The following is a 24,799-nucleotide window of genomic DNA, read 5'->3' as shown; positions in this document are numbered from 1 at the left end:
TACGTTCTAAATGGACATGGCATTAAATAATTCGTAATTCGTAATAGAGCCTCCGGCACGCTGCGCGGTTTTCATGCCCAAAGGGCTGTACGTAATTCGTAATAGAGCCTCCGGCACGCTGCGCGGTTTTCATGGCCCAAAGGGCTGTACGTAATTCGTAATAGAGCCTCCGGCACGCTGCGCGGTTTTCATGGCCCAAAGGGCTGTACGTAATTACGTTTTGTGACGAACGCACAAAGCCTCTCGTAGAGTTGAGTGCTGTTGTGGGGACGGCTTGCGACTCGCTATTTAGCTGAGGCATTCAATTCGCGCTGCCTGTAGAGACTCTTGACTTAGGGACTTCCAATAAATAAATTATTTCAATAAACGAACCACAGAGACAAGGCAGCGCGGTCTTGGGGGTTTCCCCCATGAGCGACTGCCGCGCAGAGAACGCAGAGAGAAGAAATAGAGAGAGTTTTTGCGTCAGTTTTGGAACATTTTTTTATTTGGAAGTCCCTTAAACTGAACATAGTTCGTTAAAAGCTATGCAAATCATCAGAACAATTGCATAAGAAAGACAAAACAGGCTAACAGTCTTGGAATTAGATCAAAATAGATATGTAGCTTGTTGTTTGTCCAACCTTGAATCAACCTAACTTCCTTCGTGCGAAATCTGCAAGAAACTCACTTAAATCGGGCCCGCGCCAGTCTCAGACAAGCGTTGTCTTGGTATGGATATCTTCGTAAGTCAGGACAGCTTTCATCCAACCCGGAATTAGCAGGTTTGTTGAAACCAGAATTGGAAGCTTTGAATTCCACACTCAAGAAGTTGGACTCTAACGTTATTAGAATTGCTGCCTTTGGTTTGGTGAGTCGGGGTAAATCGGCAGTTTTAAATGCCTTACTGGGAGAGAAGATTCTGCAAACTGGTCCCCTAAACGGTGTCACTCAATGGCCCCGTTCCGTCCGTTGGCAGCCCGGTGGTAAGGTACTAGTAGAGTTAATTGATACCCCTGGATTAGATGAAATTGAGGGTGAGTCACGGGCGGATATGGCGCGAGAAGTAGTGCATCAGGCTGATTTAATTTTGTTTGTCGTGTCTGGTGATATCACGCGGACTGAGTATCAAGCACTGCTGGAATTAAGGCGATCGCAAAAACCCCTGATTTTAGTATTTAACAAAATAGACCTTTATCCAGATACAGACAAGTCGGCTATTTATCAAAATTTGCAACAACTCGGTACAGGAAATTTTGCAGCAAAGCCTCTACTACCTGATGAAATTGTGATGGTGGCGGCGGAACCAGCCGCAATGGAAGTGCGGGTTGAGTGGCCTGATGGTCGTGTCAGTTATGAATGGGAGACCCCACCACCGCAAGTAGACGAACTCAAAGAAACAATTCTGAACATTCTGAATCGGGAAGGGCGATCGCTTCTGGCTTTAAATGCACTGATTCAAGCACGAGATGCAGAAGCCGCGATCGCTCAAAAAACTATCGACTTACGCGAACAAGAAGCCGAAAATATCATTTGGCAATTTACCAAATACAAAGCTTTGGCAGTAATGCTCAATCCCATTGCTTTTTTAGATATCCTTGGCGGAACTGTTGCCGATTTAGCTTTGATTCGCGCCCTAGCTAGATTATATGGTTTACCCATGACTAGTTACGAAGCTGGGAAAATTTTAAAAACGATTTTATTTAGTTCTGGTGGTTTGCTACTTGGGGAATTAGGTAGTAGTTTGCTTTTGGGTTTGGGTAAAAGTACGGCGGCAATTACCAGTGGTGACAATCCTAGTAATATTACTGCCTTTGCTGGCAGTGCGATCGCTCAAGCTGGTATCGCCGGTTATGGTGCCTACTCCGTTGGCAAAGCTGCCCAAGTCTATCTCGAAAAAGGCTGCACTTGGGGACAGTTGGGCGCTAGTAGTGTCATTCAAGAAATTCTCTCTCAAGTTGACCAAAACACAATTCTGTATCGGTTGCGACAAGAATTAGGCATAAAATATTGATAATAAATAAGAATTATTTTCCCTTTGTTGCCGTTTGTCAACTTCTATCAAACTCCTCTGACAATTGACTGACATTCCGAATTTGGGATGCAAGACTGAGAACATGACCATCTCTACTAGTAGTCTGTCAAGGCAAGTTTGCAAAGTGAGATACTTCTTAAACATCTCTTTTTTCTCTAACTCTGTGCCCTCTGCGCCTCTGCGGTTCGTTCCTTTACGCTTCAAAGTTAGCTTGACAGACCACTAGTAGTCTGTCCCATTAATTTTGATGGGTGAATAAGTTCGTAGTAACGACTTTAGTCTTTGATTTGAGCGCCCAAGCGCTCACTACAAACCAAGCATTGTTGACTTGGTGGCTAGGGACTTCAACTAGTGGAATTTCTTTAGCTTTTTGAATCAAAGATGACAATAGGGTAATTCCCACTCAAATTAGCTAAAAAGATGGCGGTGTTTACCACCACCTCTGATGGGAAGCCTATCTAAACTGGAAATGTGAGCTTCATGGGTTCATTGAAAGCTCACAGTTAATATCTATCTCTGTAAATTAAAGGTAAAAGTATCATGACAAAAACCTTAAACTCATTTGAAACTGCTGGGGCAAATATTGAACAAGCCATTACTGAAGCCATTACTGAAGCGCGGACAACTTGTGAGCAAGATGGCAGTGATTCAGCTGGTTGTGCCGTAGCCTGGGACACTGTAGAAGAATTACAAGCTGAAAAAGCTGATCAACAGCAAGCCAAATCAAAGAAAACCTCTTTGGAAAACTACTGCGATCGCCATCCTGATTCTGTAGAATGTCTAATCTACGACGTTTAACTTTTACGTAAATCAGTTGTTGCTGATTGTGTAATCTGCTTAATTGCCTCTAAATCAGGTGATGGCGTTTCACTTTCAGTTCCCAACCATAAAAGATATTCGATATTTCCAGCCGGGCCAGTGATCGGCGACCAAGTTAAACCCTTGTATTTCCATCCTAATTCCTGGGCTGTCTGCAACACCTGGAAAATGGCATCAGCTTGGTCGTTTGGATCGCGCACAACACCTTTTTTACCCACACGGGATCTGCCAACTTCAAACTGTGGCTTGACTAACAATACAGCTTCTCGGTTAGCCTGAGTTAGTTGCCACAAAGCAGGTAGAATTTTCGTTAAAGAAATAAACGATACATCGACCACTGCCAAATCAGGAATCGGGTCATTTTCACCATATAACTCATCTGGTCGGAGTTGGCGTAAATTGGTGCGTTCCCGCAAAACCACCCGCGAATCATTTCTTAAGAGCCAATCAACTTGTCCGTAACCGACATCAATTCCGTAAACTTTTTTTGCTCCAGCTTGCAACAGACAATCAGTAAAACCACCAGTAGAAATCCCCCCATCTAAACAAATGCGCTCTACTACGGGAATGGCAAATACTGATAAAGCTTTGGAGAGTTTTTCACCGCCTCTAGAAACAAAAGGCGATCGCTCTTTAATATTTATTTGAGCAGTAATATCAACTTCAGTCCCAGCTTTATCAACTAGCTGCTGATTAACAGTAACTTCCCCCGCCTGAATTAGCCGTTGTGCCAAGGCGCGAGAAGAACATAAATTTAACTCTACTAATAATGTATCGAGTCGCTGTTTAGCCAATTAATTAGACTCTCCTGGTAAGATTAAAGTCAAAGCACGATTGATAATTTCTTTTTGGTTAACCAGCTTTTCTAATTCTTCGACTTCATAACGACCTTCTTCTACTTCAAGCGTTGCCTGATCAATGGCATTTAAATAGGCTTCTGTTAAGGTTTCTAACAATTCTTCTGGCGTGAGATAATAGCCCCCAGCTTTACGCCGCTTATTTTCCCGTTGAATTTCCCGAACCGAATTCCGAATAGAGACTTCCCAGGAGCGAGTCGTGCGATTTTCAGCTTGTTGTTTTATCAGATGCAACAGCAAAATCACTGCATAGCAACGAATCGTTTTGATTATGTCATTTCGGCTCATTTCTGTTAATTCTTCAACTATAATCAATGCCCCTTGAACATCGCCTTTAACAAGCAAGTCTTTTAAACTTAATAATTCTTCCATAATCAGCGCTTCAAACATCGGCAACTTATATTGTGGCTTATGGCGGTTCTAGTTCAAATAAGATAAGCTAATGCGTTTTATCTAGGAGCGATATCTACGATGGGCTACGCCTACGCAATTACTAAATCTTTGCTAGTCTTTGCAAAACAACCTGGTATCGGAACTCAACATCCTCTCGATCCAATTTTTCCAATAAATCTTGGCTGCCACGTCTAATCATATTTGCATGACGTAATAGCGTCGCGTGGTTATTTTTGTTCTGTGTGTACTCAGCAATAATTGCGATCGCCTCCAGCAAACGGATTGTAACTGCCACCTCTTGCCGCGCATACTGTCGAATCTGGTGAAAGGCATCATCAACTAGTCCTGCAAACGTCACCTGGTCGGCAATTAAACGCAGCTGATCGTTATCATCGTAGCAGTATTGGGATGGGAACTCTCCTTGAGTCAAACGGCATAGGGCTACACTAAGCTGGTCAATACACCGAATTGCCGTGAATGGGTCGTTGACCGCAGGGGAAATCGCACGAATAGCAATTTCCACTAGTTGCTTAATCGAAAATTCTACATCTTGAAAGGCAGTGCGTTCTCTACCCAAAATGAATGCTTGATTGATTTGCTTTGTGAGCTTTTGATTCCCACGTTCACAAGGAAAAACCCTCACCAGCTTGCTACCTCGCACAATAAACTTACCTGGGCGCTGCTTTAAATGCAACACCAGGTCTTTCGATTTAGCAATCTTCATCAAGCAGTCGTAATCAATTGCTCGAATATAACCACTGCTAGTCGCTAAGATTGGATAGGCTTTTTGCTCGAAATCCCTTGCGATTTCCTCAACAAGTTGCCCCTTGTGATTGGGGTGACTATTTCCCAGATTTTCAGAGAATACATAATCAATATTAGATTCTAATTCGTCACTAATTTCCCTGATGATATGCCATGCATGAATTGAAGTTGAGGCGTGGTGGATGAAGTAAATTAGTACGGCGATGCTGGCCATCGCCAGCAGGATGGCGACAGCGATTGAAATTTTCGGTACAAATGCTTGTTTTCCATCAGTATGAACACTCCATAACACGAGCAAACAGTAAATAAACGTAGCAATAAACGTGCCGAGTACGAACTGAAATTTGATGTCCTGCATAAAATTTCGCAGTACTCGCGGCCCGAACTGTTGAGAAGCCAGCGTCAGAGCAACAAGGGTGACTGAGAAGACAGTACCAGCTACGGTAATCATTGAACTAGCGATCGTTGAAAGCAGAGTTAGCGCACTATCCGATCCGCCAGTGTAAATCTTCAAGCCCGACCTTTCTATTAGTTCTGACTCGCCTATGAAGTCAAGTCTGAGCATAAAGAACGCTAGCGCGATCGCTGCGCCTGTGATCAGTAATGGCACAAACCAGTAGCTAGAACGCAGCCCTTCCCGAAGTTTGATCCGGTTATATTTTTTCATCTGCTATAGTTCGTATATAATTGCGATCGCTATTTTTTGGATTAATAAGCAATTTTGAGCGATCGCTACTTAATGTATTATTTTTTGCGAATAAAAACATCAAAATAATTAAGATACAGCAAAATCCGTGTATTGCCGTAGTTCAGCCGGATGGAAACCCAAGACAATATCTTCGCGCAAAATACCCGCTTCCAATAATGCCTCTGCTACAGGCTGGGAAGTACCATCATATTGAATCCACACTTTATGATTAATAATATCTATATGTACCATCGAACCATGTACGCGGCGCACTCCATCCCAAGCGATATGTAAGACTTCATAATGGTCTCGCTCCGAGTCAATCACGGCTTTTGGCTCTATTTGACCATTAGCAGGTTTATGAGTAGCATATTCAAATATCAACTGACGAATAATTTCACGATACCGATTTAGTTTATCCATTTGATAATCTTTTATTATTGGCTCGTAGAGTTTACAAAAAAAGCGATCGCTCCTTCCCAACAAAGATAAAAGTGCGATCGCTATATTTTATACTTCTTATTGAATGACTAAATATCCTCTTCGCTCAACTCGCGTGTGATGTGATCAAATGGCTCATCCACAAAAGTAGTATTAACCACACCTGCTGCTGCTACTTGTTCCTTAATCAGATCCTTGAGAATCTGGATACCACGAACCGTAGGCCCAATAGGCACTCCTAAAGAATTGTAAGTTTCCCGTAGCCCTTGTAGCACCCGCTCATCCAATACATTCGTGTTTCCAGCAACCAGCGCATAGGTGGCATAGCGCAGGTAGTAGTCCATATCCCGCAGACAAGCTGCATAACGACGAGTTGTATAAGCATTTCCACCGGGGCGAATTAATTCTGGCAGTTCTTCAAATAACTTTAAACCAGCTTGCTTGACAAGTGCAGCTGCATTAGAGTTTATCGCCGCCGCCGCTTGTACTCGTGCTGTACCACTGTCAAAGTAAGACTTCAGGCTATCGATCGCATTCCGGTCAAAATACCGACCAGCTAAGTCATAATTCTTAATTAAACTTGTTACCGCATCGCGCATTCCTTCTTCTCCCAATCATTACTATTTATGGTTTGATTTTTATTTGGCTGCACTTATGCACCAGTAAATTTTTGTGCTATTAAAAATAGATTCGGCACAAAAACAATTTATCCACTATCTATGGATTCTATGCCAAAGTTGACCCCTGATGTGATGAACTTTCCAGTTTTGTAGAGATGATCGCTGAAAGCTTAATATAACCTGATAATCCAGATATCTGTAACACAGGCTACAAAATCTGCTAATCTCTAGTATTTAAGATATCTCTGGTGTGTCACGGTCTGATTGAGATAAGCAGGGTTAGGATGCAATGTAAGATTCTGGTTTACTTTAGAAAATTGGTAGAGAAGGAGTAACAATGACAACACCACAAGAAGTCTTGAAGAGAATTCAAGATGAAAAAATTCAGCTGATTGATCTCAAATTCATCGATACAGTAGGGACTTGGCAGCACCTCACACTGTACCAAGACCAAATCGATGAAACTGCATTCACTGATGGTGTACCTTTTGACGGTTCCAGCATTCGGGGTTGGAAAGCGATCAACGAATCAGACATGACGATGGTACTCGACCCCAACACTGCTTGGATCGACCCATTCATGGAAGTCCCAACGCTAAGTATAATTTGTAGTATCAAAGAACCCCGCACGGGTGAATGGTACAATCGTTGCCCACGCGTTATTGCTCAAAAAGCAGTAGATTACCTGGTTTCCACTGGTCTTGGTGACACAGCCTTCTTTGGCCCTGAAGCTGAGTTCTTTATCTTTGACAGTGCTAGATTTGCCCAAACCGCCAACGAAGGCTACTACTTCTTAGACTCAGAAGAAGGTGCTTGGAATTCTGGTAAAGCCGGTACAGATAACAAACCCAACTTGGGTTACAAACCCCGCTTCAAAGAAGGTTACTTCCCAGTCGCACCAACGGATTCTTTCCAAGATATCCGTACAGAAATGCTGTTGACGATGGCACAATTAGGTGTACCCATTGAAAAGCATCACCATGAAGTAGCTACTGGTGGTCAGTGCGAACTAGGTTTCAAATTTGGAAAGTTAATCGAAGCGGCTGACTGGTTGATGATTTACAAATATGTCATCAAGAACGTTGCCAAAAAATACGGTAAAACCGTTACCTTCATGCCAAAACCAATTTTTGGCGATAACGGTTCTGGTATGCACTGTCACCAATCCATCTGGAGAGACGGACAACCTCTGTTTGCAGGTGATAAGTATGCTGGTTTGAGCGACATGGCATTGTACTACATTGGTGGTCTTCTCAGACACGCACCAGCGCTGTTGGCAATTACCAATCCTAGCACCAACTCATACAAGCGCCTAGTACCTGGTTATGAAGCACCAGTAAACTTGGCTTACTCCCAAGGGAATCGTTCTGCTTCTATCCGTATTCCTTTATCTGGGACTAACCCCAAAGCCAAGCGTTTAGAATTCCGGTGTCCAGATGCTACTTCTAACCCCTACTTAGCATTTGCTGCAATGCTTTGTGCTGGTCTTGATGGCATCAAGAACAAAATCCATCCTGGTGAACCCTTAGATAAGAATATCTATGAACTCTCTCCAGAAGAACTGGCAAAAGTTCCTTCAACTCCAGGTTCTTTAGAACTGGCGTTGCAAGCACTAGAAAAAGATCACGCCTTTTTGACCGAATCAGGCGTATTCACGGAAGACTTTATCGGAAATTGGATTGACTACAAGTTAGGTAACGAAGTCAAACAGTTGCAGCTGCGCCCTCATCCCTACGAGTTTTATCTCTATTACGATGCTTAATTAAGTACCGTATCTATCTAAATATATAAGTTTAGCCACCCTAGAGTAGAGGGTGGCTTTTTTTTCAGAGTTATCAGTTGAGACATTCACTCAAAAATCAACCTTAAAACTTAGCTCATAGAAGCATGACTTGGCCCATAAATCATCCGAGTGTTAGCATCTACTTTCCCTTGAATCGGGTTCCAGTAGTGAGATGCTTCTTCAGGAAGACCAAGTTCTTGTGCAGCCCGCATCAGTATTGATTGTTGGCGATTCTTGACTTGCTGATGTTCACGCACCATTAACGCACGAGATTTTTCTGCGATAGACATAACCATAGTCCTCTCTATTTTCTGAATATATAATTTTTACTTTTCTAAATACTAATATAGCAAAAATTCTGTAACATAAGCTACTTTTTGAAAAACTTTATATTTACTTTTGCTGACAATATTAGGTATTTTTCCCCAAAACTGGAAAAATCCTCCCTAATCTACCTTTGATGGCTAAAATTATCTGGCTTCAGATTTGTCTAACTTGAGAATTTTACCTTTGCAACAGTAGGTAATTTATTCGTTACAATTATTTATATAAATTAATCAAAACTTGAGCTATTTTTATGCCTGAGAGTTTAACTAAGCTGACTTATCAAACCTTTCAGCAGAGCAAAAATTACTTTGGTCTGGCTCACAAAATATTAAGTTTGCGGTTGAGCAAGCTGGTGTATCCGACACTTGAACAAAAGACCAAACCCATCCCGAATCAGCTTTTACTCAAACTTCAACAAAGATTGAATCAGTTACTGGAAACAGACTGGCAAGATGCCCAAAAAGGTGTGTACCCAGAAAGTTTGCTGTTTGACAATCCTTGGGAAGACTTTTTCCGCTACTATCCATTGTTATGGCTAGATTCCCCTCAAATGTGGGAGCGGGTTAAACAACAGAATTACCAAGATTTTTCGCCGGAAATTGACACAGATGGTTATCCCAGCTACTACGTGCAGAACTTCCATCACCAAAGCAATGGCTACTTGAGTGAGTTGTCAGCCAATTTATATGACTTACAAGTAGAAATTCTTTTTGGTGGGGCAGCTGATGCAATGCGGCGGCGGATTCTCGCTCCTCTCAAGCAAGGGCTGAAAGCAATTAATTCGGTTGCACCACGGCAAGCCCGTATTTTGGATGTAGCTTGTGGAACTGGGCGAACTCTAAAGTCGATTCGGGCAGCCTTGCCTCAAGCATCTCTGTTTGGCACAGATTTGTCACCAGCTTATTTGCGTAAAGCAAATGAACTACTATCCCAAATTCCAGGAGAACTGCCGCAACTTTTACAAGCCAATGCCGAAGAGTTGCCCTATCTAGATAACTATTTTCATGCTGTAACTTCTGTTTTTCTCTTCCATGAGTTACCAGCATCTGTACGTCAGACAGTCATTGAGCAATGCTTCCGGGTAACAAAACCAGGAGGAGTCTTTATTATCTGTGACTCAATTCAGTTGAGTGATTCACCTGAGTTGGAATATATAATAGATTCTTTTCCCGAAACTTTCCACGAACCCTATTACAGGCATTACACCACTGATAACTTGCTAGAACGTTTAGAGAGAGCAGGTTTTGAGAATATTGAGACGCAAGTCCATTTTATGAGCAAGTATTTCATTGCTCATAAGCCAGCTTGAGATAAAACCTTCTCATTCTCATAATCTTTAAATAAACTTTACCTAAAAAGGGCAAATGCAAAATTTTGCATCTGCCCTTGAGTGTAGAATAATTAAGAAGACTAAGAAGAGGTAGCAGATCCTTCTTAATATTTATTTCGTCGGCAGCCATCTGTAAGAAGAAGGAACCAGGGGCAAGAGTAAGTCAAAAATAGTAAGATTCGCTGCCAAGTGCAATAAACCTATACTACTTGTGCGAATCTATCCTTTAGATAAGCTCAGATGCAGCGCAAGACATTTTATGCTTCGGCAAAGCACGCCAAAGCGAAAATCAATTATTTGCTGATGTAGATAGCCAGCTACTCAATGTATGAGAAAAACTATTTGGCAATAAAGTGAAATTGCCTTAAAACTGTTTCCTCAACAAGCAAAATGTCTGAATTAGATGTGCTTTAGATTAACTGATAGCCTAAGTAACATCTATTTCTAGAAAAGTTGAGGATTGAGACGCAAAGCTTCCCACCGAATATGAGCAACAGTTGTGTACCTTTTGAGAAGTTGGTGATGCTGTTGATCGAGGCACTTAATTTAATTTGCGTTTTGATCGCCAGGATTGACGCTAACTATATATACAAAGCTTGCAGTTGAAATACTAAGCGATCGCTGAAGATTTTCGTGTGTCAACTGTATATATATTTGCCAGAAAAGCTGTGTAAACGATGTTAACAGAACGCTGTGTTTTCTGATACTTTGTTTCCTTTAAAAAAAGCATTGCTTCAAGGTAGTTAAACCACAGGATAGATATTTCTAGATTTTTGCGTCGCTTCTCTGCGCCCACTACCGCGATGACGTGGCGTATCATCTGAAGCTTCAGATGCCGCCGAGAGCCACTGTTTTGCAGCAGGCGTGGAAGGCAGCCCATAGGATAAATGATTGACCATTGTTTGGCAGTTAGAAGCTAAGGGGCCGAACATCAGACTTGAGACTAAAAGAGAAATGGCAGCACGCATAGTAGCAGATGTCTATTTTGAAACTATCCACTTCACTGATACTTAGCTTTTTGATTAATATCCGGACAATTCATCAAAAAGTATTCTGTTTTACTGAAAATAAACTCTTTTTATCCTCCGTTTAAATGTTCGACTAATAACCAATTACTAAAGTGGTTCTGACGGCCCCACAATGTAACTAATTTTTCGTTAGGATAAGCGCGTAATTGCTCGTCGATATGCGATCGCAAAGTCACAAGCTGCCAATTTTGACCTTGATATGCAGCTGGTGCTGTGACAGTGAATCTGTATTCCTGCCGATCGAAGCGGTAGAAAATGCCTTGGAAACAGTTACTTTCCCGAATTAATCCCTTACCAAAAGTAGAGTCAGGGTACTGATTCCACGATGGGCAAGGGCAATCACCACTAGCTGGATAGGCTTGTGGGTTATTTAAGTAATACAGTTGCCAGTGCAGCCAATCCGAATGATTGGGTGGAAGATTAAATAAAGGAATAATTGCTGCTTTTGAGCGATTATCTTCTAATAAAGCCGTTTGCAGCGCCCTAACAGGTAAATCCCTCGGCTGGCAGTTTAACTCAACACACATCGCTGCTGCCATCCCTGCGGCTTGACCAATGCCCATAACCACAGGTTGTAATCTGGTGGCCCCATTGGCAATGTGGGAGACAGAAATATTCTTTTCACAAACTAAAAAACCATCTGTTGTGGCTGGAATTAGGGAACTGTAGGGAATTGTAAAAGGAGTTCCAGTCCAGCGTCCTCCCCAACGGATAGATTTAGGTTGCAGTGGGAATTGAACATTAGGATAATGATGATCATTGGCGTAGTTACCAACTGCGATCGCTTCATATATAGATGCAACTCTACCTCTTGCGATCGGCAAAATATCCTGTTCTCGGACAGTAGTTAGCCCCACAAGGCGGCGGCTTTCCCGGTAATAGGGATGCAGTGCAAAAGCTGTAGGAGTGTGAGGAAATACTTTTTCTGCTAAACCATAACGACGACCAAGCTGATTTTGAATAAAATGGGCAAAATTTTGGCTGTGCCAGCGAGATTCTTGGATAAATTCACCTCTGGATACATCTGACTCTATCAATCGCCCTACTCCTTCGCCGTAGTCATTGCCACAGATTGGCCAGTTCATCATAAACAGTCCACCAGGCAAACGTCCATAATTCAAAAATGTCTCTGCTCCATAGCCATCCCAAGCACCTGTAAACTGGGATGGATTATAGTTAGGCGCAGGCGGAATTTCTAGAGCAACGGCTTCACCAAAGTCTTGCATAATCACTACATAAGTGGGCGCTTGCACTGGATATCTTTCAGTTAAAGAGTTAAAAGCTACTGGGGCGCTGGGTTCTCCCCACTCAGATTGCAATTCCCAGCCCCAGCGATAGGGTATCTCAGCTAAAGCCAATAAATCTCCTAATTCTGTGCCGTCGAGAATAATTTTGGCTGTGACAGCAAAATCAGCAAAGCGCACACCAGTAATAGAATCACCCTGTCGGAACACTTCTATTGGCACTTGTCCAGAAATCCAGTGTAGATTAGGCAATTCTTGCACCCAATCTGCAAAAATCTCTGCCCCAATGCGGGGATCGTAACTAAAAAAGCTTACCCAACTGTTATCTAATCCTCCGGGCTGTCGTTGTCGCAATTCCTGCAAAAACGCACCCCATAATCCTGTTTGAAAGGCTTCTAATTCGTTGCCATCGGGTGCGGGTACTCCTGCCGAAGTCAGCATTCCCCCCAACCAAGCAAATTCACTCACTAAAATCGTTTTGGCTCCCCGTCGCGCCGCTTGGATAGCAGCCGCACTGCCTCCGGTTCCCCCACCGACAACTAAAACATCAGCTGTGTATGTTTGATTAACCATTGCTTAACCTGACTGGAGTTTTGACATATTCTCCCCAGATAGCTTGGCATCAAACAAGATAAATTATCACGACTTACGCGAAAATCGCCAAAAAATATCAGTCCTATATAGGGTTACTATAGCGATTGTCGAATGGAAAATACACTTTGACCTCTCTCCATTCCTCTCTTCCTTTAAGGGGAGAGGCTTTGAATTTTACTCCCCAACGCTAGCTCTTAAGGGGTTGGGGGTTAGGTCTGTATTCCATACGAAAACCGCTATATTTGATTGCGTTAATACACCCGACAATACCTAATTTTTTTCAGAAATCAAACCGGATTCCCATATTTGATCGTGTCAAGAAAAATCATTTTTTTATCTAGCTAGATATACCGATTTTGTAAAAATGAGATATTCAAGTTTTGTACTCAGCTAGCAGAAAGATTTTAGCAAAGTTGGTATTTTTGATTTATGCATCAGATAATTCAATATCAAATCCTTTAATGGCAAGACTTACAAAGAATTTTATTCTGGCTGCATTTGCATAGGATTTAGGGTTACATCTAACAATAGATTGATATTTTTAGCCGTAATCATAAAAACTTGATATTAAACTGCTATGAAAAAGTAGAAGTTGTATATACAGCTAAAGATAGAGGTTGTAACTATATTTCGTATTTAAACTTAATATAAATATAAAGTATATGGATTACTAGTAATAATCAAAATATGATGTTTACTAATTGTTTTAAAGAAAATGATAAGTTAAGCACAAATCAAGGAAAGAATGTCTCAATTGTTGAAATAGCACTTTTTATAGATCAAATCAAAAGTAATATCTGGCTATTTGGTATTCCATCTTGGCTTTTTGGTATAACCGATAGAAGCATAGCTGCATTTGCTGATGGTTATTTATCTCCTATAGAAATATTTCAGCTACTTACAGCCTCTTTCTTTTTTCTGAGTTGGCTATATCTCAAGCCTGATGAAAGCTTCAACAGCAATGATTTAGATCCCAGTCAATATCAAGAATATCTTGCTCGTACTCAAGCTAACAAGCTTCAAGTAAAAAAGCTCCACATGATTAGCCAGGAGTATATTTTACCGTTTCCTTATATTTGCCAAATTTATCATTTATTGAATTTAAGGCATTTGGAAACAGTTCATAGCTTTAGCCTTAATAACCTGAAGATTTTTCAAATTAGCCACTTTCAGCCCACAAGCACTGGTGGAATAATCAAATTTCAAACAATATTAGATTCGCCAGCTAATGCTCTGAGAATTTGGCGACAACCGATTGTAGAGGTGGATTTAATATTACATACTCCCTACACTGTTGAACTGAGTATCCCAGTCTACAATAACAAAAGGATATTTGTTATATTTCATGCTTTCCCATTAAATGACTTAGAGCATCACTTCTTTATAGATATTTATAGTGATTTAGAGTGGCCAAAACCATTATTACAAATAATATTGCATTTGGCTTCTTGTTTGACACTATTTGAAGATTTGCCGTATCTAAGAGCTTTAGCTGATAAAAAGATAGGGCGTTTATTCAATTTAAGTAAAGCTCCAAATCACGAGACTGCATTGCTGTTTAAAAGATACGTTGAGCTATATGGTTCGAGTGGAGAACCAACTAAATTACTTGAAGAGAGTTAGGAGTTTGGAGTTAGGAGTTAGGAGTTAGGAGTTTGGAGTTAGGAGGTTGGAGTTAGGAGTTAGGAGTTAGGAGTTAGGAGTTAGGAGGTTGGAGGTTGGAGGTTGGAGGTTGGAGGTTGGAGGTTGGAGGTTGGAGTTAGGAGGTTGGAGTTAGGAGGTTGGAGTTAGGAGTTACGCAAAACTACACGCTGTAGGGGCAATTCATGAATTGTCCCTACCATAAAATCAGGGTTTTGGCTATTATTTGCGTAAGTCCTAATCATGTCCACTTCATTACTTATTAAACCTCAAGAACCTCACCCTGCCAAAGTTATGCTTTGTCTCCCCTCCCCAAAGCATCAGGGAGGGGCTGGGGGTGGGGTGGTATGACTGTGGGAATCATAAATAATTACCCGGACTTGATATTACCTGACTTTGTTTGGTTAAGCGCGTGCTAGTAAGGGAGCAGCAGCTAATAAGGTTTTGGTATAAGGATGCTGAGGATTAGCAAAAATGGTTTTTGTCAGACCGAGTTCGACAATTTTACCGTTATTCATCACGGCAATACGATCGCACAAAAATCTCGCTAACCAAAGATCGTGAGTGATGAACAGATAAGTTAACTCAAATTCTTCTTTTAATTGCAACATCAAATCCAGCACTTGCGACTGTACGCTAGCGTCTAACATACTCACGGGTTCATCGCAAATGAGAAGTTTAGGGTGAGTAATCAAGGCACGAGCGATCGCAACTCTTTGCTGCTGTCCTCCAGACAAATCTGATGGATAACGCTCATAATACACTTTTGGCGGTGTTAACCCAACTTTCTCTAGCATCCACAAAACCTGTTCTTTTGCCTTAATGGGATCGGCTAAATTGTGGATAAATAAAGGATCGGCGATACTTTGTCCTACTGTCATCGCTGGATTGAGACAAGCATGGGGATCTTGAAAAACCATTTGTATTTGTCGCCGCGAGGAGCGAATTTCTTGACGCGATAGTTTTGTTAAATCCTGTCCTAAAAACTCAACTTTGCCACTAGTAGGACGAATTAGTTGCAAAATTGTCCGTGATAGTGTACTTTTACCACAACCTGATTCCCCAACTAAACCGAGAATTTCTCCGGGATAAATATCCAGGTTGATACCATCTACTGCTTTAATTGTCTGGGCTTGTGTTTTAAGCAGTCGTTCAATAAAATTAGGTTCTATGGTGTAATATTGCTTAAGTTCACTGATACTCAAAATTGGGGATTTATCATTAACAATCGGTAATTGCTTTTCTGAGTCATTGGCAATTATCAATTCTCCATCATGATTTACTGCTTGAATATGTAAAGCTGCTTTTAAGAGCGATCGCGTGTATTCATGTTGAGGATGTCTAAATACGGTTTCTGTAGAACCCATTTCTACCATTTTGCCGTTGTACATTACGCCAATGCGATCGCAATACTCAGCCACCATTGCTAAATCGTGAGAAATCAGCAACAATCCCATGTTTTCTTCACCGCACAGACGAGTTAATTCTTTCAATATCTGCCCGGAAACGGTAACATCTAAACTGGTGGTGGGTTCATCGGCAACAATTAACTTGGGGTTGAGGAGTAAAGCTAAAGCGATCGCTACCCGTTGGCGCATTCCACCGCTAAACTCGTGGGGATACTGATTCCAACGACTAGGGGGAATATTCACCTTTGCCAAGGTAGCAAGTGCTTTTTCTTTGGCTTTTGGGGTTGATAATTCTGGTGAGTGCGCCTGGAGGGTTTCGATACAATGCTTACCAATCGTCATTAACGGATCGAGGCGTGTCATGGGATCTTGAAAAATTAAGGCGATCGTTTCTCCCCGAAATTTCCGCAACTGGTTAGGCATCAAGTCAAGCACTGACTGTCCTTGAAATGTCACCCGTCCCTCAATGCGACTAGAGGCTGGTAGTAAACGCATTACTGCCCGTCCTATAGTTGACTTACCACAACCCGACTCTCCCACTAATCCCATTCTTTCACCTGGTTGCAAGGTGAAAGATACATCATCAACCGCCCAGCTTGCTTCTTCTCCACTCCGCGCAGGATAGGCAACTCGCAGATTTTCGATACAAAATAAGGCTTCACTCATAGTTTAGTTATCAGCTCTAAGCTACCAGCTTTTATAATTTCAAATTTAAGATAGTTTATCAGATTAATATTAAACATCCGTTGTGCGAACATCTTTATTGTTTTAGTGTAAGCGTAGCCTCTTCAAGATAACCCTTGAAGCTGGATTAACCTAATGTATCTATCGGCAACCAACCCAAAGTCAGCTACCATATCCGCCAATGTTCTATCATATTTTAAAAATTAGTAAATCAACTGGATGCAAACGGAGGTTTAGCTAATAGCTAAGTTGCTAATTTTATTATTTTGGTAAATACTGCCTGTATAAAATCCAATTTTTTGATTTAGTATTGACTGCTACAGACTTAAATATTTGCTCCAGTATTATCACTTGATCGAATCGACACCATTGCTAAACGAGTATAGATCATACATTGCCAAGGGTGCGATCGCGTATCTGCCCAACCTAACAGGGCTGTTTCTTTCTCAGTTACCTTAGATGAAATCACCAGTTTATTTCCTCCTTTTTAAGGAGTGTTAGGGAAAATCAAGCCTTAACTGAACTGTATTAGAATATAGCGGTGATGCCAATTGTCGTAATAAAGCTTTAGCTGATTAATTCACCCATTTGTAGGAAGTAATTAGTAAGGAAATAAGTGTATTTTGCTTATAATCAGACCAACACAAGATGGTTTGAAATAGCATTTACGCAATAGATGTATCAATCATGTCAAACCTGATATTCACCGGATGTATAAAAATAAAACCCTTGGTGCTTTCAACAGCTTTTGTGCTGGCTATACAGACTTCTGCTAATGCTGAACAACCCCTTCCTAGTTTGACTCCAGCACAAGCTCAACATTTATCCCGTGACTTAGTACCATATAACTCTCAAGACTTTTTTACACAAGGAAAAAATTCGATTGAGAGAGAAATTCAAATTCTTAAGCTAGGGCAACTGCGCTCAATTAAACCTGTTCTTAAGATTGATTCACTACCGCAGATAAAAATACCCCATACTCAGCAAAACCCTAATATCTTAATAAGGTAACAATCATCATGCGTTTATGAAATCTTAGAACCCCAGGCATCATAATCAGTATGCCCTACTTCGTTTTTACAGAGCTTTTGTGTTTTAATAAACTTTGCAACACAAATTTACAATATCAATCATCTAGCAAACCCATCAACGCTTGAACTTCAACGTCTTGCGGCTCTGACAATTGACCTTGTAACTTTAATAGTTCATCTTGTAATGCTTCTGCTACATGGAGCATATTAGATTCTTGTGCAATTTTTAGCTGATTTTCTTTAATCTTGATTTGTTTAAGCAAATTATTTTCAACATGAATTGAATTGTGATGTTGAGCAATCATAGGTTTATATTTTTGATCAATCTACGGAATGGAATTAAATTTACCATCTATGTATTATTCCACAGTTTCACCATTTTTTAAATATCTGGTGATTTAATCTTTGCTAGTTGTAGTACAGCAGAGCGTAAATAAACATATCATTTGAAATGGCGCAAAAGCTTGGAATACAATTATGCGTGAATGCGTGACTTTTGCCTTGCGGTATTAGTGTTTACGGGTATAACATTAATACAGCATACCCGTATTTTTAGAAGCTTTTACAAAAATGTCAATCATGATATAAGATTGGTTAACTTAAAAGGAATTGTAGATAACACATATCGAAATACACATGAGTACCTGAAAAACGTGGAGTCATACTACTAGGTCGAAGCAAGCTACGCTTGTCGCAGACTACAACAGAGGACAGGGTGAAATAAAACTTTCAGAAACTTTTTGCGTAATTCCTCACAGATTAATTTGTCTCTTACTTCACCGAGTATTCCTAAATATTTTAAAGACTTTTTTGTGAATGATATGAAATTAAAGCTTATAAAAAGATACATTTTTCCCTTTGTAAAAATTCTATCTACAATCCTTATAACAAGCGCGATTGGATTGGAATCATGGAATATTTATGCAGTAATAACGAATACTAATCTACCAAGCAGCCTTAATCCAATTTTTTGGATTGAGCGTTTTGCCATGACTAGCCATTTTCTCGAAAGCATTATAGCAGCTTTTTATGCACCTTCAAGAAAAAAGATGCCAAGAAAGTATGCTACTTATACTTTTTTCGTAGGCACAATTGGGTTGTTAGAACTGTTTGATTCAGAGAATGACTCTTAACGCCTCTACGCCTTGAGGCATAGGTTTTTGGATTAGGTCGGTTGGTAGGGTGGATTAACACCTGACGTAAGAGTTATTAAATAATTCGTAATTCGTAATAGAGCCTCCGGCACGCTGCGCGGTTTTCATGGCCCTTTGGGCTGTACGTAATTCGTAATTCGTAATCCGTAAATTTTGTTTTGTAATGAAGAGTGCTGTTGTGGGGACGGTTTCCGACTCGCATTACAACGTGGGATTTAACCCCAATCGCATTACTTGCTTTTTTATTGAAGCGGGGGACTTCAACCCACGGACAGCTGTTAAATCCATGCTACTAAGCAAAAGTCAGCTGTGGAGGTTTACCAATGTAGGTAACTGGTGAATTTGACAGGCAGAAGGGAGTATAGTTTGTATAGTTAGCTTTTTGCTGAAATTTTAGTTTGACACTAAAGGATTAAAAAATGTCTACAGATACTCACATAGTTGCTTACGTTCAAGAAAGTGATTTTGATGCTGTTTTAACTGAAAGTGAAGAGAAAGTTGTTGTTGTTGATTTTACTGCTACTTGGTGTGGCCCCTGTCGCCTGATCAGTCCGTTAATGGATCAACTTGCTGAGGAATACAAAGGTCGCGCTAAAGTTGTTAAGGTAGATGTTGACAGCAACAAGCCAATTTTCAAAAAATTCGGTCTTCGCAGTATTCCAGCAGTTTTAATCTTTAAAGATGGTGTTTTAGCAGAAACTATCGTGGGAGTTTCACCCTACGAAGACTTCAGCAACGCTGTTAAGAAGCTTATTTAGCTAATTCGTAATAGAGCCTCCGGCACGCTGCGCGGTTTTCATGGACCTTTGGGCTGTACGTAATTCGTAATTCGTAATTAAAAAGGTTTTGATATCAAGTCTGGCTAATCATATATCATTAAAATCTTTTGGCGTCAATCATAATGAGAAGTGTTCAACTGAACATGATATGATTCCTCTGCGTAATGATGGCAGTCACGTAATTATGAATTATGAATTTTTTAAACCTTCTGTTTTCGCCTATAATGTGCTTGAAGTAAGCCAGTAGAATATTGTTTTGAGTCAATTAGCTCCAATTTTTCTTCAGGGCTAGGCGGTGGGAAAAGTTGTATACCGCCACCTAAGATAATTGGAATAGTTGAAATAATATATTCGTCAATCAAGCTGTGCTGAAGAAACGAATTGATTAATGCTCCACCACCAACTAGCCAGATGTTTTCATAACCTTGAGCCTCTATATTTGCTAAGGCGGGTTTCACTGTATCAGAAACAAATACAACGTCCTCACGTTCAGATTGGAGAGGGCGCTGGGTGAAAACGAAGGATTTTTTGTCTGGATAAGGCCATTTATCAAAACCAAGCCCTACAAGATATGTATTGCTACCTAACACAATAGCATCAATCGATTCGTAGAAATCAGTGTAACCGTAGTCTTCACCGTCTGTATCAAGGATTGATAGCCAATCAATTCCGCTATCACTGCGAGCGATGTAGCCATCCAAACTAGCTGCAATGTAGAGTGTAACTTTGGTCATTGTGCTTTTGAATTTGGTAGTTTTCACCCAATTACTTAGGTTTTTTGATTATGCGATTTAAAGCGTCCTGCAATAAATTCTCGCTTAGATAAATGCTTTGTAGAGCGTTTGGTAACTCGCTCTCGCCACATCTGGAAACTAGATTTTTTCATTTCGCGCCTCATTAGGGCGATTACCTCTTTTTCCAGCAGCCCAAACTGAGTCTCAATAGCATCAAAAGATGTTCTATCTTCCCATGCCATTTCTATGATGCGATCAATGGTTTGTGAATCGAGGTCAGGTAGTTTCATTTGTTTGCTGGCAATTGATAAATTAGAGCTATATATATTTTACTTTTCGTTTTGAAGAACCATTGTGTCTGCTGCACCCAGTTGCAGGGCATAAAGGTTAGCATAAACACCTTGCTGATTGATCAGTTCGGCGTGAGTACCCTGCTCTACAATTTGTCCCTGCTGAATTACTAATACCCGATCTGCCTGGGTAACTGTACTGAGGCGGTGGGCAATTACGAAGCTGGTACGGCCTTGGAGCAAACGAGCGATCGCAGTTTGTACTAGCGCTTCTGTACGCGTGTCAATGCTGCTGGTGGCTTCATCAAGAATCAGAATTCGGGGATTAATTAACACCGCACGAGCAATACTGATCAGTTGTCGCTGTCCTTGGCTCAAGGGCGCTCCCCGTTCACCTAATTGAGTTGCATAACCCTGTGGTAGTGAGGTAACAAACTCATGCACATTTGCCAACTGTGCAGCCGCTTCGATATCAGCTTGGGTAGCATGGGAAGCGCCAAAAGCTATATTTTCGGCGACGGTGCCAGTGAAGAGAATATTGTCTTGCAGAACGATGCCAATTTGTCGCCGCAGACTTGCTTGAGTAACGCTACGCACATCAATATCATCAATTTTCACTGCACCGCCAGATACATCGTAGAAGCGCAAAATCAAGTTAATAATTGTACTTTTTCCCGAACCGGTCGGCCCTACTAATGCAATCATCTGCCCTGGATAGGCGTGCAAATTTACCCCTTTGAGGACCAGTTGATTTGGGTTGTAGCTAAACTTGACGTTATCAAATGTCACTTCACCCTGAATAGGCGGCATTTCTGTCGCATCGGGTGCGTCTTTAAGTTGTGACGGTTCATCTAGCAATAGAAAGATTCGCTCTAATCCGGCGAAGGCAGATTGAGCTTGGGTGTAAAACTGGCTGAGAATTTGGATCGGGCGGAAGAACTGCTGGACGTAAAGTAAAAAGGCTGTCACCACACCCACTGTTGCAGATCCGGTAACCGCAAGATAGCCACCATAAGCCAGCACGCCTGCGGTTGCTAGGGTGTTGAGAAAATCAATGGAGGGCAAAAAAGCCGAAGTAATTGCTACAGCCTCGACGTTAGCATCTCTATTGGCAGCGTTAAGAACGTCGAACTCTTGAATATTCATCTGCACACGATTAAATGCCTGTGCTTCTCTGACGCTGCTAATATCTTCTTCTAACTTGGCGGAAAGCTGCCCAATAGTTTGTCGGGTGACGCGAAACCTGGCTCTTGCCCAACGGGCAAATAAGCTGGTGGTAAAAATCATCAGTGGCACAACCAGATTGCTCAACAAACCGAGTTTCAGGTTGATTGAGAGCATCGCAATGATGATGCCTACCAAACTGAAAGTGTTGCCTAGCATTTGAGCGATCGTCAGTCCAAATGCCTGATTTACAGTATTGACATCATTCAGCAGGCGGCTCATTAAATCGCCTGCTTCGCTGCGATCGAAGAAGCTGAGTGGCAGACTTTGGATTTTAGTAAAAATATCTTGCCTCAGTTGAGCCAGCAATCGCTGCATAATCCAGCCGACTCGAATAATTTGACCCCGGATTGCTAATACGCCAAGTGCGTAGTTTAGGGCTAGTAGTCCTAATAAGAGTAGTAGTCCTTGCAAATTTCCTTGTTTAATCAGGTGATCAATCGACCAACCGATAAAGAATGGGCCAATTGCTTGGGTTACAGCACCAATAAATACTAATGTCAGGGCGATGGGAATTTCTTTACGATAAAGTAGCAGGTATTGCAAAAAACGCCGCAGGGTGGAAATTTGCTGGCTCGCTTGCTCAGATGCAACAACGGGAACTGTGGCTCTCATAGCAATTTTGGATTTTAGATTTTGGATTTTGGATTAAAAGTCTTTGCTTTTATTTAGTTGTTATAAAAATCTCAAACGAGACTATTTTTTATTAATACGCTTGGGTTAATACCATTTATTTGTGAGGCTACGCCAAACCCTTTTAACTTCTTTCTTTCTTTCTTTCTTTCTTTCTTTCTTTGTGTCCTTTGCGTCTTTGCGGTTCGTTTTTATTTCTTATACTTAAACCTTATCTAAAGTTTTTTTACGTAAGTCCTATCTTTGTCAAAGTCAATTTTTTTAACGAACCGCAAAGGACGCAAAGAGCGCAAAGGAAGAGAAGGAAGAGAGAAATGCTTGTATTGGATTACTTTTGATAATTTGGTATTATTTTTTCCTTTTGCTTTACTTGAGATTCCAAAATCACACCGTAGAGTGGGCTGGTTTGCATTAATTCTTCGTGAGTGCCTTGTGCTACCAATCGTCCTTTATCCATGAGAAAAATGCGATCGGCATTCTTCACGGTGCTAATGCGTTGAGCTACTACAAAAGTTGTACAAGCTTTTTGGCGCATTAAGCTATCTAGTTCGGCTTGAATGTGAGCAGCCGTTTTAGCATCTATAGCTGAGGTGCTATCGTCCAAAATCAGAATGCTGTAATCGGTTAGTAGGGTACGAGCGATCGCAATTCGTTGTTTTTGCCCACCAGATAAGCCCACGCCCCGTTCACCCACAATTGTCTCGTAGCCATCGGGTAGACTACTGATAAAATCGTGCATTTGGGCAGTTTTGGCAACCTCAATTACCTCATTTAGGGTTGCATTGGGTTTTGCATAGGCAATATTTTCGCGGATTGTGCCAGAGAAAAGGGTGGTTTCCTGAAATACAATACCAATGTGCGATCTGAGACTTTTGAGGGTGAAACTTTTTACATCTCGTCCGTCAATGCGAACTGCTCCCCCTGTGACATCGTAAAAGCGGGGAATTAAGTTCATAATTGTGCTTTTCCCGGAACCAGTCATCCCTAAAACGGCGATCAGTTCGTTGGGTTTGGTTTCAAAGGAAACTTCTTTGAGAGTTTCAGTTGTCGCTCCCGGATAGCGAAAGGATACATTCTCAAAGGTGATTCTACCACCACAGGTTTCAAATGGGATAGCACCAGGGCGATCGCTAATTTCTACCTCTGCATCTACAACTTCGTAGACTCGTTCGGCGGAAGCAGCTGATTGAGCGATCGCCGGTGCAGCAAATCCAATCAACAAAATTGGTTGCAGAATCAAGGCTAGGTAAGAGTTAAACGCCACCAGTTCGCCAATAGAGAACTTCCGCCCAATCACTTGCGCTCCCCCGTAGGCAAAAACTGCCAGTGTTACTAAGTTACTTACCAAAAAGATAAAGGGGAAGGTATTGTGGATGGCGCTAATGGTCTTCATGTTTGCCCTAACTAGACCATCATTCATGGTGGTGTAACGCGACCTTTCGGTTGATTCCCGCACAAACGCTTTTACCACCCGGATTCCTAGCAAGTTCTCTTGCAATACAGCATTCAGGTCGCTTAGTTGCTCTTGTACTTGCCGAAAAAGTTTGTTATTCCGAGTGATAAATTGTACCATCAACCATGCATTTAGGGGGACTGCCGTTAGGGTAATTAGTGCTAGTTGCCAGTTCATCACCAGCAAAACCACTGAAATACTTACCAATGTCACAATTGAACCGACGACCTGAATTAAGCTGGTACCAACAAAGGTACGGATCTGCTCAATGTCGCTGGTGACACGGGTTAACAGTTGGGAAGTCTGCGCTTGGTCATGATAACTGAAACTGAGATTTTGGATTTTGCTGAAAATTTTGTTTCGCAGGTCATAAGCTACACCTTGAGACGCTGCTTCTGCTAGATAGCTTTGCCCGAAGTTAAATATACCACGAGCGATCGCGGCGACTACCATCCAAGCAGCGCTATATAGCACAATTTGGAGGTTATCTTGCGTAATACCCTGATCAATTCCCCACCGAAATAGTTGTGGGGTAACTGCGTTTGCGATCGTCAACAGCAACAGGCTAACCAATGCTCCTAGCGAAGTCCATCGGTAAGTGCTTAAACTCTTAAGCACACGCTGAATTGGCTGTATCGACGAAGTTTCCTGGAGTTCTGGTTGCTGAACCACTGAAATCACCCCTGTATCTTAGGAAAATTATCTCGTATTTTGATGGTAAAAAACCAATTGGTCAGTACGGAATGTGATATCTATTTGTGGTGAAAAGTCCAAATTTTGGTTCCAATTTTGGGACAACGGCATGGGAAAATACCTATTTGGCAAGCATTGCAGCTAATCCATTAAAATAAAATACCTCAGAAA

The 24,799-nt window shown here is 41.4% G+C and carries 24 protein-coding genes; 9 read left to right on the top strand and 15 right to left on the bottom strand.

Annotation, left to right across the window (positions count from 1 at the left end):
* Positions 1-646 precede the first annotated feature (646 nt).
* Positions 647-1,993 carry a GTP-binding protein gene (locus tag V7K73_RS15530; RefSeq protein WP_334881416.1) on the top strand — a complete coding sequence of 449 codons (1,347 nt, stop codon included), beginning with the start codon at positions 647-649 and terminating at the stop codon, positions 1,991-1,993.
* A 561-nt stretch (positions 1,994-2,554) separates the two neighbouring features.
* Entirely contained in the window at positions 2,555-2,812 is a 258-nt protein-coding gene (locus V7K73_RS15525) for a Calvin cycle protein CP12 (RefSeq protein WP_334881414.1), read from the top strand.
* Here the strand turns inward: V7K73_RS15525 and V7K73_RS15520 are convergent.
* From V7K73_RS15520 to apcB, 5 genes are all read right to left on the bottom strand, one after another.
* On the bottom strand, positions 2,809-3,627 hold the full coding sequence (locus tag V7K73_RS15520; RefSeq protein ID WP_334881412.1) for a TlyA family RNA methyltransferase: 819 nt from the start codon (positions 3,625-3,627) through the stop codon (positions 2,809-2,811). The genes V7K73_RS15525 and V7K73_RS15520 overlap by 4 nt on opposite strands.
* Positions 3,628-4,062, bottom strand: coding sequence for a DUF29 family protein (locus tag V7K73_RS15515; RefSeq protein ID WP_334881410.1), 435 nt, complete (start codon positions 4,060-4,062; stop codon positions 3,628-3,630). It lies immediately after the preceding gene.
* 121 nt (positions 4,063-4,183) lie between these two features.
* Complete coding sequence (locus tag V7K73_RS15510; protein ID WP_334881408.1) at positions 4,184-5,515, bottom strand: DUF2254 domain-containing protein; 1,332 nt, start codon at positions 5,513-5,515, stop codon at positions 4,184-4,186.
* Positions 5,516-5,623: 108 nt separating this feature from the next.
* On the bottom strand, positions 5,624-5,959 hold the full coding sequence (locus V7K73_RS15505) for a XisI protein (protein ID WP_334881406.1): 336 nt from the start codon (positions 5,957-5,959) through the stop codon (positions 5,624-5,626).
* A gap of 107 nt (positions 5,960-6,066) precedes the next feature.
* Entirely contained in the window at positions 6,067-6,576 is a 510-nt protein-coding gene (gene apcB, locus V7K73_RS15500; RefSeq protein WP_334881404.1) for an allophycocyanin subunit beta, read from the bottom strand.
* A 358-nt stretch (positions 6,577-6,934) separates the two neighbouring features.
* Between apcB and glnA the strand changes: the two genes are divergently transcribed.
* Positions 6,935-8,359 carry a type I glutamate--ammonia ligase gene (gene glnA / locus V7K73_RS15495; protein WP_334881402.1) on the top strand — a complete coding sequence of 475 codons (1,425 nt, stop codon included), beginning with the start codon at positions 6,935-6,937 and terminating at the stop codon, positions 8,357-8,359.
* Between the two features lie 110 nt (positions 8,360-8,469).
* Here the strand turns inward: glnA and V7K73_RS15490 are convergent, their stop codons facing one another.
* The gene (locus tag V7K73_RS15490; protein WP_334881400.1) at positions 8,470-8,670 is read right to left on the bottom strand and encodes a hypothetical protein; all 201 of its coding nucleotides are present in this window, start codon (positions 8,668-8,670) and stop codon (positions 8,470-8,472) included.
* A 287-nt stretch (positions 8,671-8,957) separates the two neighbouring features.
* Here V7K73_RS15490 and V7K73_RS15485 point away from each other — a divergent pair, with 287 nt between their 5' ends.
* Positions 8,958-10,016 (top strand): class I SAM-dependent methyltransferase, encoded by a 1,059-nt coding sequence (locus V7K73_RS15485; protein WP_334881398.1) that lies wholly within the window; start codon positions 8,958-8,960, stop codon positions 10,014-10,016.
* Between the two features lie 764 nt (positions 10,017-10,780).
* Here the strand turns inward: V7K73_RS15485 and patX are convergent.
* The gene (gene patX / locus V7K73_RS29885; RefSeq protein ID WP_442936767.1) at positions 10,781-10,969 is read right to left on the bottom strand and encodes a heterocyst-inhibiting protein PatX; all 189 of its coding nucleotides are present in this window, start codon (positions 10,967-10,969) and stop codon (positions 10,781-10,783) included.
* On the opposite strand from patX, the gene V7K73_RS15475 reads away from it, so the two are divergent.
* Entirely contained in the window at positions 10,929-11,051 is a 123-nt protein-coding gene (locus tag V7K73_RS15475; protein WP_334881395.1) for a hypothetical protein, read from the top strand. The genes patX and V7K73_RS15475 overlap by 41 nt on opposite strands.
* A 64-nt stretch (positions 11,052-11,115) precedes the next feature.
* Here the strand turns inward: V7K73_RS15475 and V7K73_RS15470 are convergent, their stop codons facing one another.
* On the bottom strand, positions 11,116-12,882 hold the full coding sequence (locus V7K73_RS15470) for an FAD-dependent oxidoreductase (RefSeq protein ID WP_334881393.1): 1,767 nt from the start codon (positions 12,880-12,882) through the stop codon (positions 11,116-11,118).
* A gap of 711 nt (positions 12,883-13,593) precedes the next feature.
* On the opposite strand from V7K73_RS15470, the gene V7K73_RS15465 reads away from it, so the two are divergent.
* Entirely contained in the window at positions 13,594-14,526 is a 933-nt protein-coding gene (locus V7K73_RS15465; RefSeq protein ID WP_334881486.1) for a hypothetical protein, read from the top strand.
* Positions 14,527-14,948: 422 nt separating this feature from the next.
* Here V7K73_RS15465 and V7K73_RS15460 read toward each other — a convergent pair whose 3' ends face one another.
* Both V7K73_RS15460 and V7K73_RS15455 read right to left on the bottom strand, forming a co-directional pair.
* Positions 14,949-16,619: an ABC transporter ATP-binding protein gene (locus tag V7K73_RS15460; RefSeq protein WP_334881392.1), complete on the bottom strand. Its 1,671-nt coding sequence runs from the start codon at positions 16,617-16,619 to the stop codon at positions 14,949-14,951.
* Positions 16,620-16,962: 343 nt separating this feature from the next.
* Positions 16,963-17,106, bottom strand: coding sequence for a hypothetical protein (locus tag V7K73_RS15455; RefSeq protein ID WP_334881390.1), 144 nt, complete (start codon positions 17,104-17,106; stop codon positions 16,963-16,965).
* Between the two features lie 218 nt (positions 17,107-17,324).
* Here V7K73_RS15455 and V7K73_RS15450 point away from each other — a divergent pair, with 218 nt between their 5' ends.
* Complete coding sequence (locus V7K73_RS15450; protein ID WP_334881388.1) at positions 17,325-17,648, top strand: hypothetical protein; 324 nt, start codon at positions 17,325-17,327, stop codon at positions 17,646-17,648.
* A gap of 115 nt (positions 17,649-17,763) precedes the next feature.
* Here the strand turns inward: V7K73_RS15450 and V7K73_RS15445 are convergent, their stop codons facing one another.
* Entirely contained in the window at positions 17,764-17,973 is a 210-nt protein-coding gene (locus V7K73_RS15445; RefSeq protein ID WP_334881386.1) for a hypothetical protein, read from the bottom strand.
* A gap of 516 nt (positions 17,974-18,489) precedes the next feature.
* Between V7K73_RS15445 and V7K73_RS15440 the strand changes: the two genes are divergently transcribed.
* Both V7K73_RS15440 and trxA read left to right on the top strand, forming a co-directional pair.
* Positions 18,490-18,801 carry a hypothetical protein gene (locus V7K73_RS15440; RefSeq protein ID WP_334881484.1) on the top strand — a complete coding sequence of 104 codons (312 nt, stop codon included), beginning with the start codon at positions 18,490-18,492 and terminating at the stop codon, positions 18,799-18,801.
* A 440-nt stretch (positions 18,802-19,241) separates the two neighbouring features.
* A complete protein-coding gene (gene trxA, locus V7K73_RS15435) occupies positions 19,242-19,580 on the top strand; it encodes a thioredoxin (protein ID WP_334881384.1) in 339 nt (112 codons plus the stop codon).
* 221 nt (positions 19,581-19,801) lie between these two features.
* Here the strand turns inward: trxA and V7K73_RS15430 are convergent, their stop codons facing one another.
* The 4 genes from V7K73_RS15430 to V7K73_RS15415 all read right to left on the bottom strand — a co-directional run bounded on the left by V7K73_RS15430 (position 19,802) and on the right by V7K73_RS15415 (position 24,607).
* Entirely contained in the window at positions 19,802-20,335 is a 534-nt protein-coding gene (locus V7K73_RS15430; RefSeq protein WP_334881383.1) for a dihydrofolate reductase family protein, read from the bottom strand.
* Between the two features lie 35 nt (positions 20,336-20,370).
* On the bottom strand, positions 20,371-20,625 hold the full coding sequence (locus tag V7K73_RS15425; protein ID WP_334881382.1) for a TIGR03643 family protein: 255 nt from the start codon (positions 20,623-20,625) through the stop codon (positions 20,371-20,373).
* Between the two features lie 39 nt (positions 20,626-20,664).
* Complete coding sequence (locus V7K73_RS15420; protein WP_334881381.1) at positions 20,665-22,464, bottom strand: ABC transporter ATP-binding protein; 1,800 nt, start codon at positions 22,462-22,464, stop codon at positions 20,665-20,667.
* A gap of 346 nt (positions 22,465-22,810) precedes the next feature.
* Positions 22,811-24,607 (bottom strand): ABC transporter ATP-binding protein, encoded by a 1,797-nt coding sequence (locus tag V7K73_RS15415; RefSeq protein ID WP_334881380.1) that lies wholly within the window; start codon positions 24,605-24,607, stop codon positions 22,811-22,813.
* Positions 24,608-24,799 lie beyond the last annotated feature (192 nt).

The sequence above is a fragment of the Nostoc sp. genome (assembly GCF_036916975.1).
Taxonomy (GTDB): Bacteria; Cyanobacteriota; Cyanobacteriia; order Cyanobacteriales; family Nostocaceae; genus Nostoc.
Note: the sequence above shows the minus strand (reverse complement) of the source record. Positions and strands in the feature narration are given on the sequence as shown.

What these genes read in the sequence shown, in the direction of transcription:
- V7K73_RS15420 (WP_334881381.1), bottom strand. Translation starts at nt 22,464, where the DNA reads ATGAGAGCCACAGTTCCCGTTGTTGCATCTGAGCAAGCGAGCCAGCAA.
- V7K73_RS15460 (WP_334881392.1), bottom strand. Translation starts at nt 16,619, where the DNA reads ATGAGTGAAGCCTTATTTTGTATCGAAAATCTGCGAGTTGCCTATCCT.
- glnA (WP_334881402.1), top strand. Translation starts at nt 6,935, where the DNA reads ATGACAACACCACAAGAAGTCTTGAAGAGAATTCAAGATGAAAAAATT.
- V7K73_RS15440 (WP_334881484.1), top strand. Translation starts at nt 18,490, where the DNA reads ATGAAATTAAAGCTTATAAAAAGATACATTTTTCCCTTTGTAAAAATT.
- V7K73_RS15510 (WP_334881408.1), bottom strand. Translation starts at nt 5,515, where the DNA reads ATGAAAAAATATAACCGGATCAAACTTCGGGAAGGGCTGCGTTCTAGC.
- V7K73_RS15430 (WP_334881383.1), bottom strand. Translation starts at nt 20,335, where the DNA reads ATGACCAAAGTTACACTCTACATTGCAGCTAGTTTGGATGGCTACATC.
- V7K73_RS15470 (WP_334881393.1), bottom strand. Translation starts at nt 12,882, where the DNA reads ATGGTTAATCAAACATACACAGCTGATGTTTTAGTTGTCGGTGGGGGA.
- V7K73_RS15525 (WP_334881414.1), top strand. Translation starts at nt 2,555, where the DNA reads ATGACAAAAACCTTAAACTCATTTGAAACTGCTGGGGCAAATATTGAA.
- apcB (WP_334881404.1), bottom strand. Translation starts at nt 6,576, where the DNA reads ATGCGCGATGCGGTAACAAGTTTAATTAAGAATTATGACTTAGCTGGT.
- V7K73_RS15425 (WP_334881382.1), bottom strand. Translation starts at nt 20,625, where the DNA reads ATGAAACTACCTGACCTCGATTCACAAACCATTGATCGCATCATAGAA.
- V7K73_RS15445 (WP_334881386.1), bottom strand. Translation starts at nt 17,973, where the DNA reads ATGATTGCTCAACATCACAATTCAATTCATGTTGAAAATAATTTGCTT.
- trxA (WP_334881384.1), top strand. Translation starts at nt 19,242, where the DNA reads ATGTCTACAGATACTCACATAGTTGCTTACGTTCAAGAAAGTGATTTT.
- V7K73_RS15490 (WP_334881400.1), bottom strand. Translation starts at nt 8,670, where the DNA reads ATGTCTATCGCAGAAAAATCTCGTGCGTTAATGGTGCGTGAACATCAG.
- V7K73_RS15515 (WP_334881410.1), bottom strand. Translation starts at nt 4,062, where the DNA reads ATGGAAGAATTATTAAGTTTAAAAGACTTGCTTGTTAAAGGCGATGTT.
- V7K73_RS15505 (WP_334881406.1), bottom strand. Translation starts at nt 5,959, where the DNA reads ATGGATAAACTAAATCGGTATCGTGAAATTATTCGTCAGTTGATATTT.
- V7K73_RS15485 (WP_334881398.1), top strand. Translation starts at nt 8,958, where the DNA reads ATGCCTGAGAGTTTAACTAAGCTGACTTATCAAACCTTTCAGCAGAGC.
- patX (WP_442936767.1), bottom strand. Translation starts at nt 10,969, where the DNA reads ATGTTCGGCCCCTTAGCTTCTAACTGCCAAACAATGGTCAATCATTTA.
- V7K73_RS15465 (WP_334881486.1), top strand. Translation starts at nt 13,594, where the DNA reads ATGTTTACTAATTGTTTTAAAGAAAATGATAAGTTAAGCACAAATCAA.
- V7K73_RS15450 (WP_334881388.1), top strand. Translation starts at nt 17,325, where the DNA reads ATGTCAAACCTGATATTCACCGGATGTATAAAAATAAAACCCTTGGTG.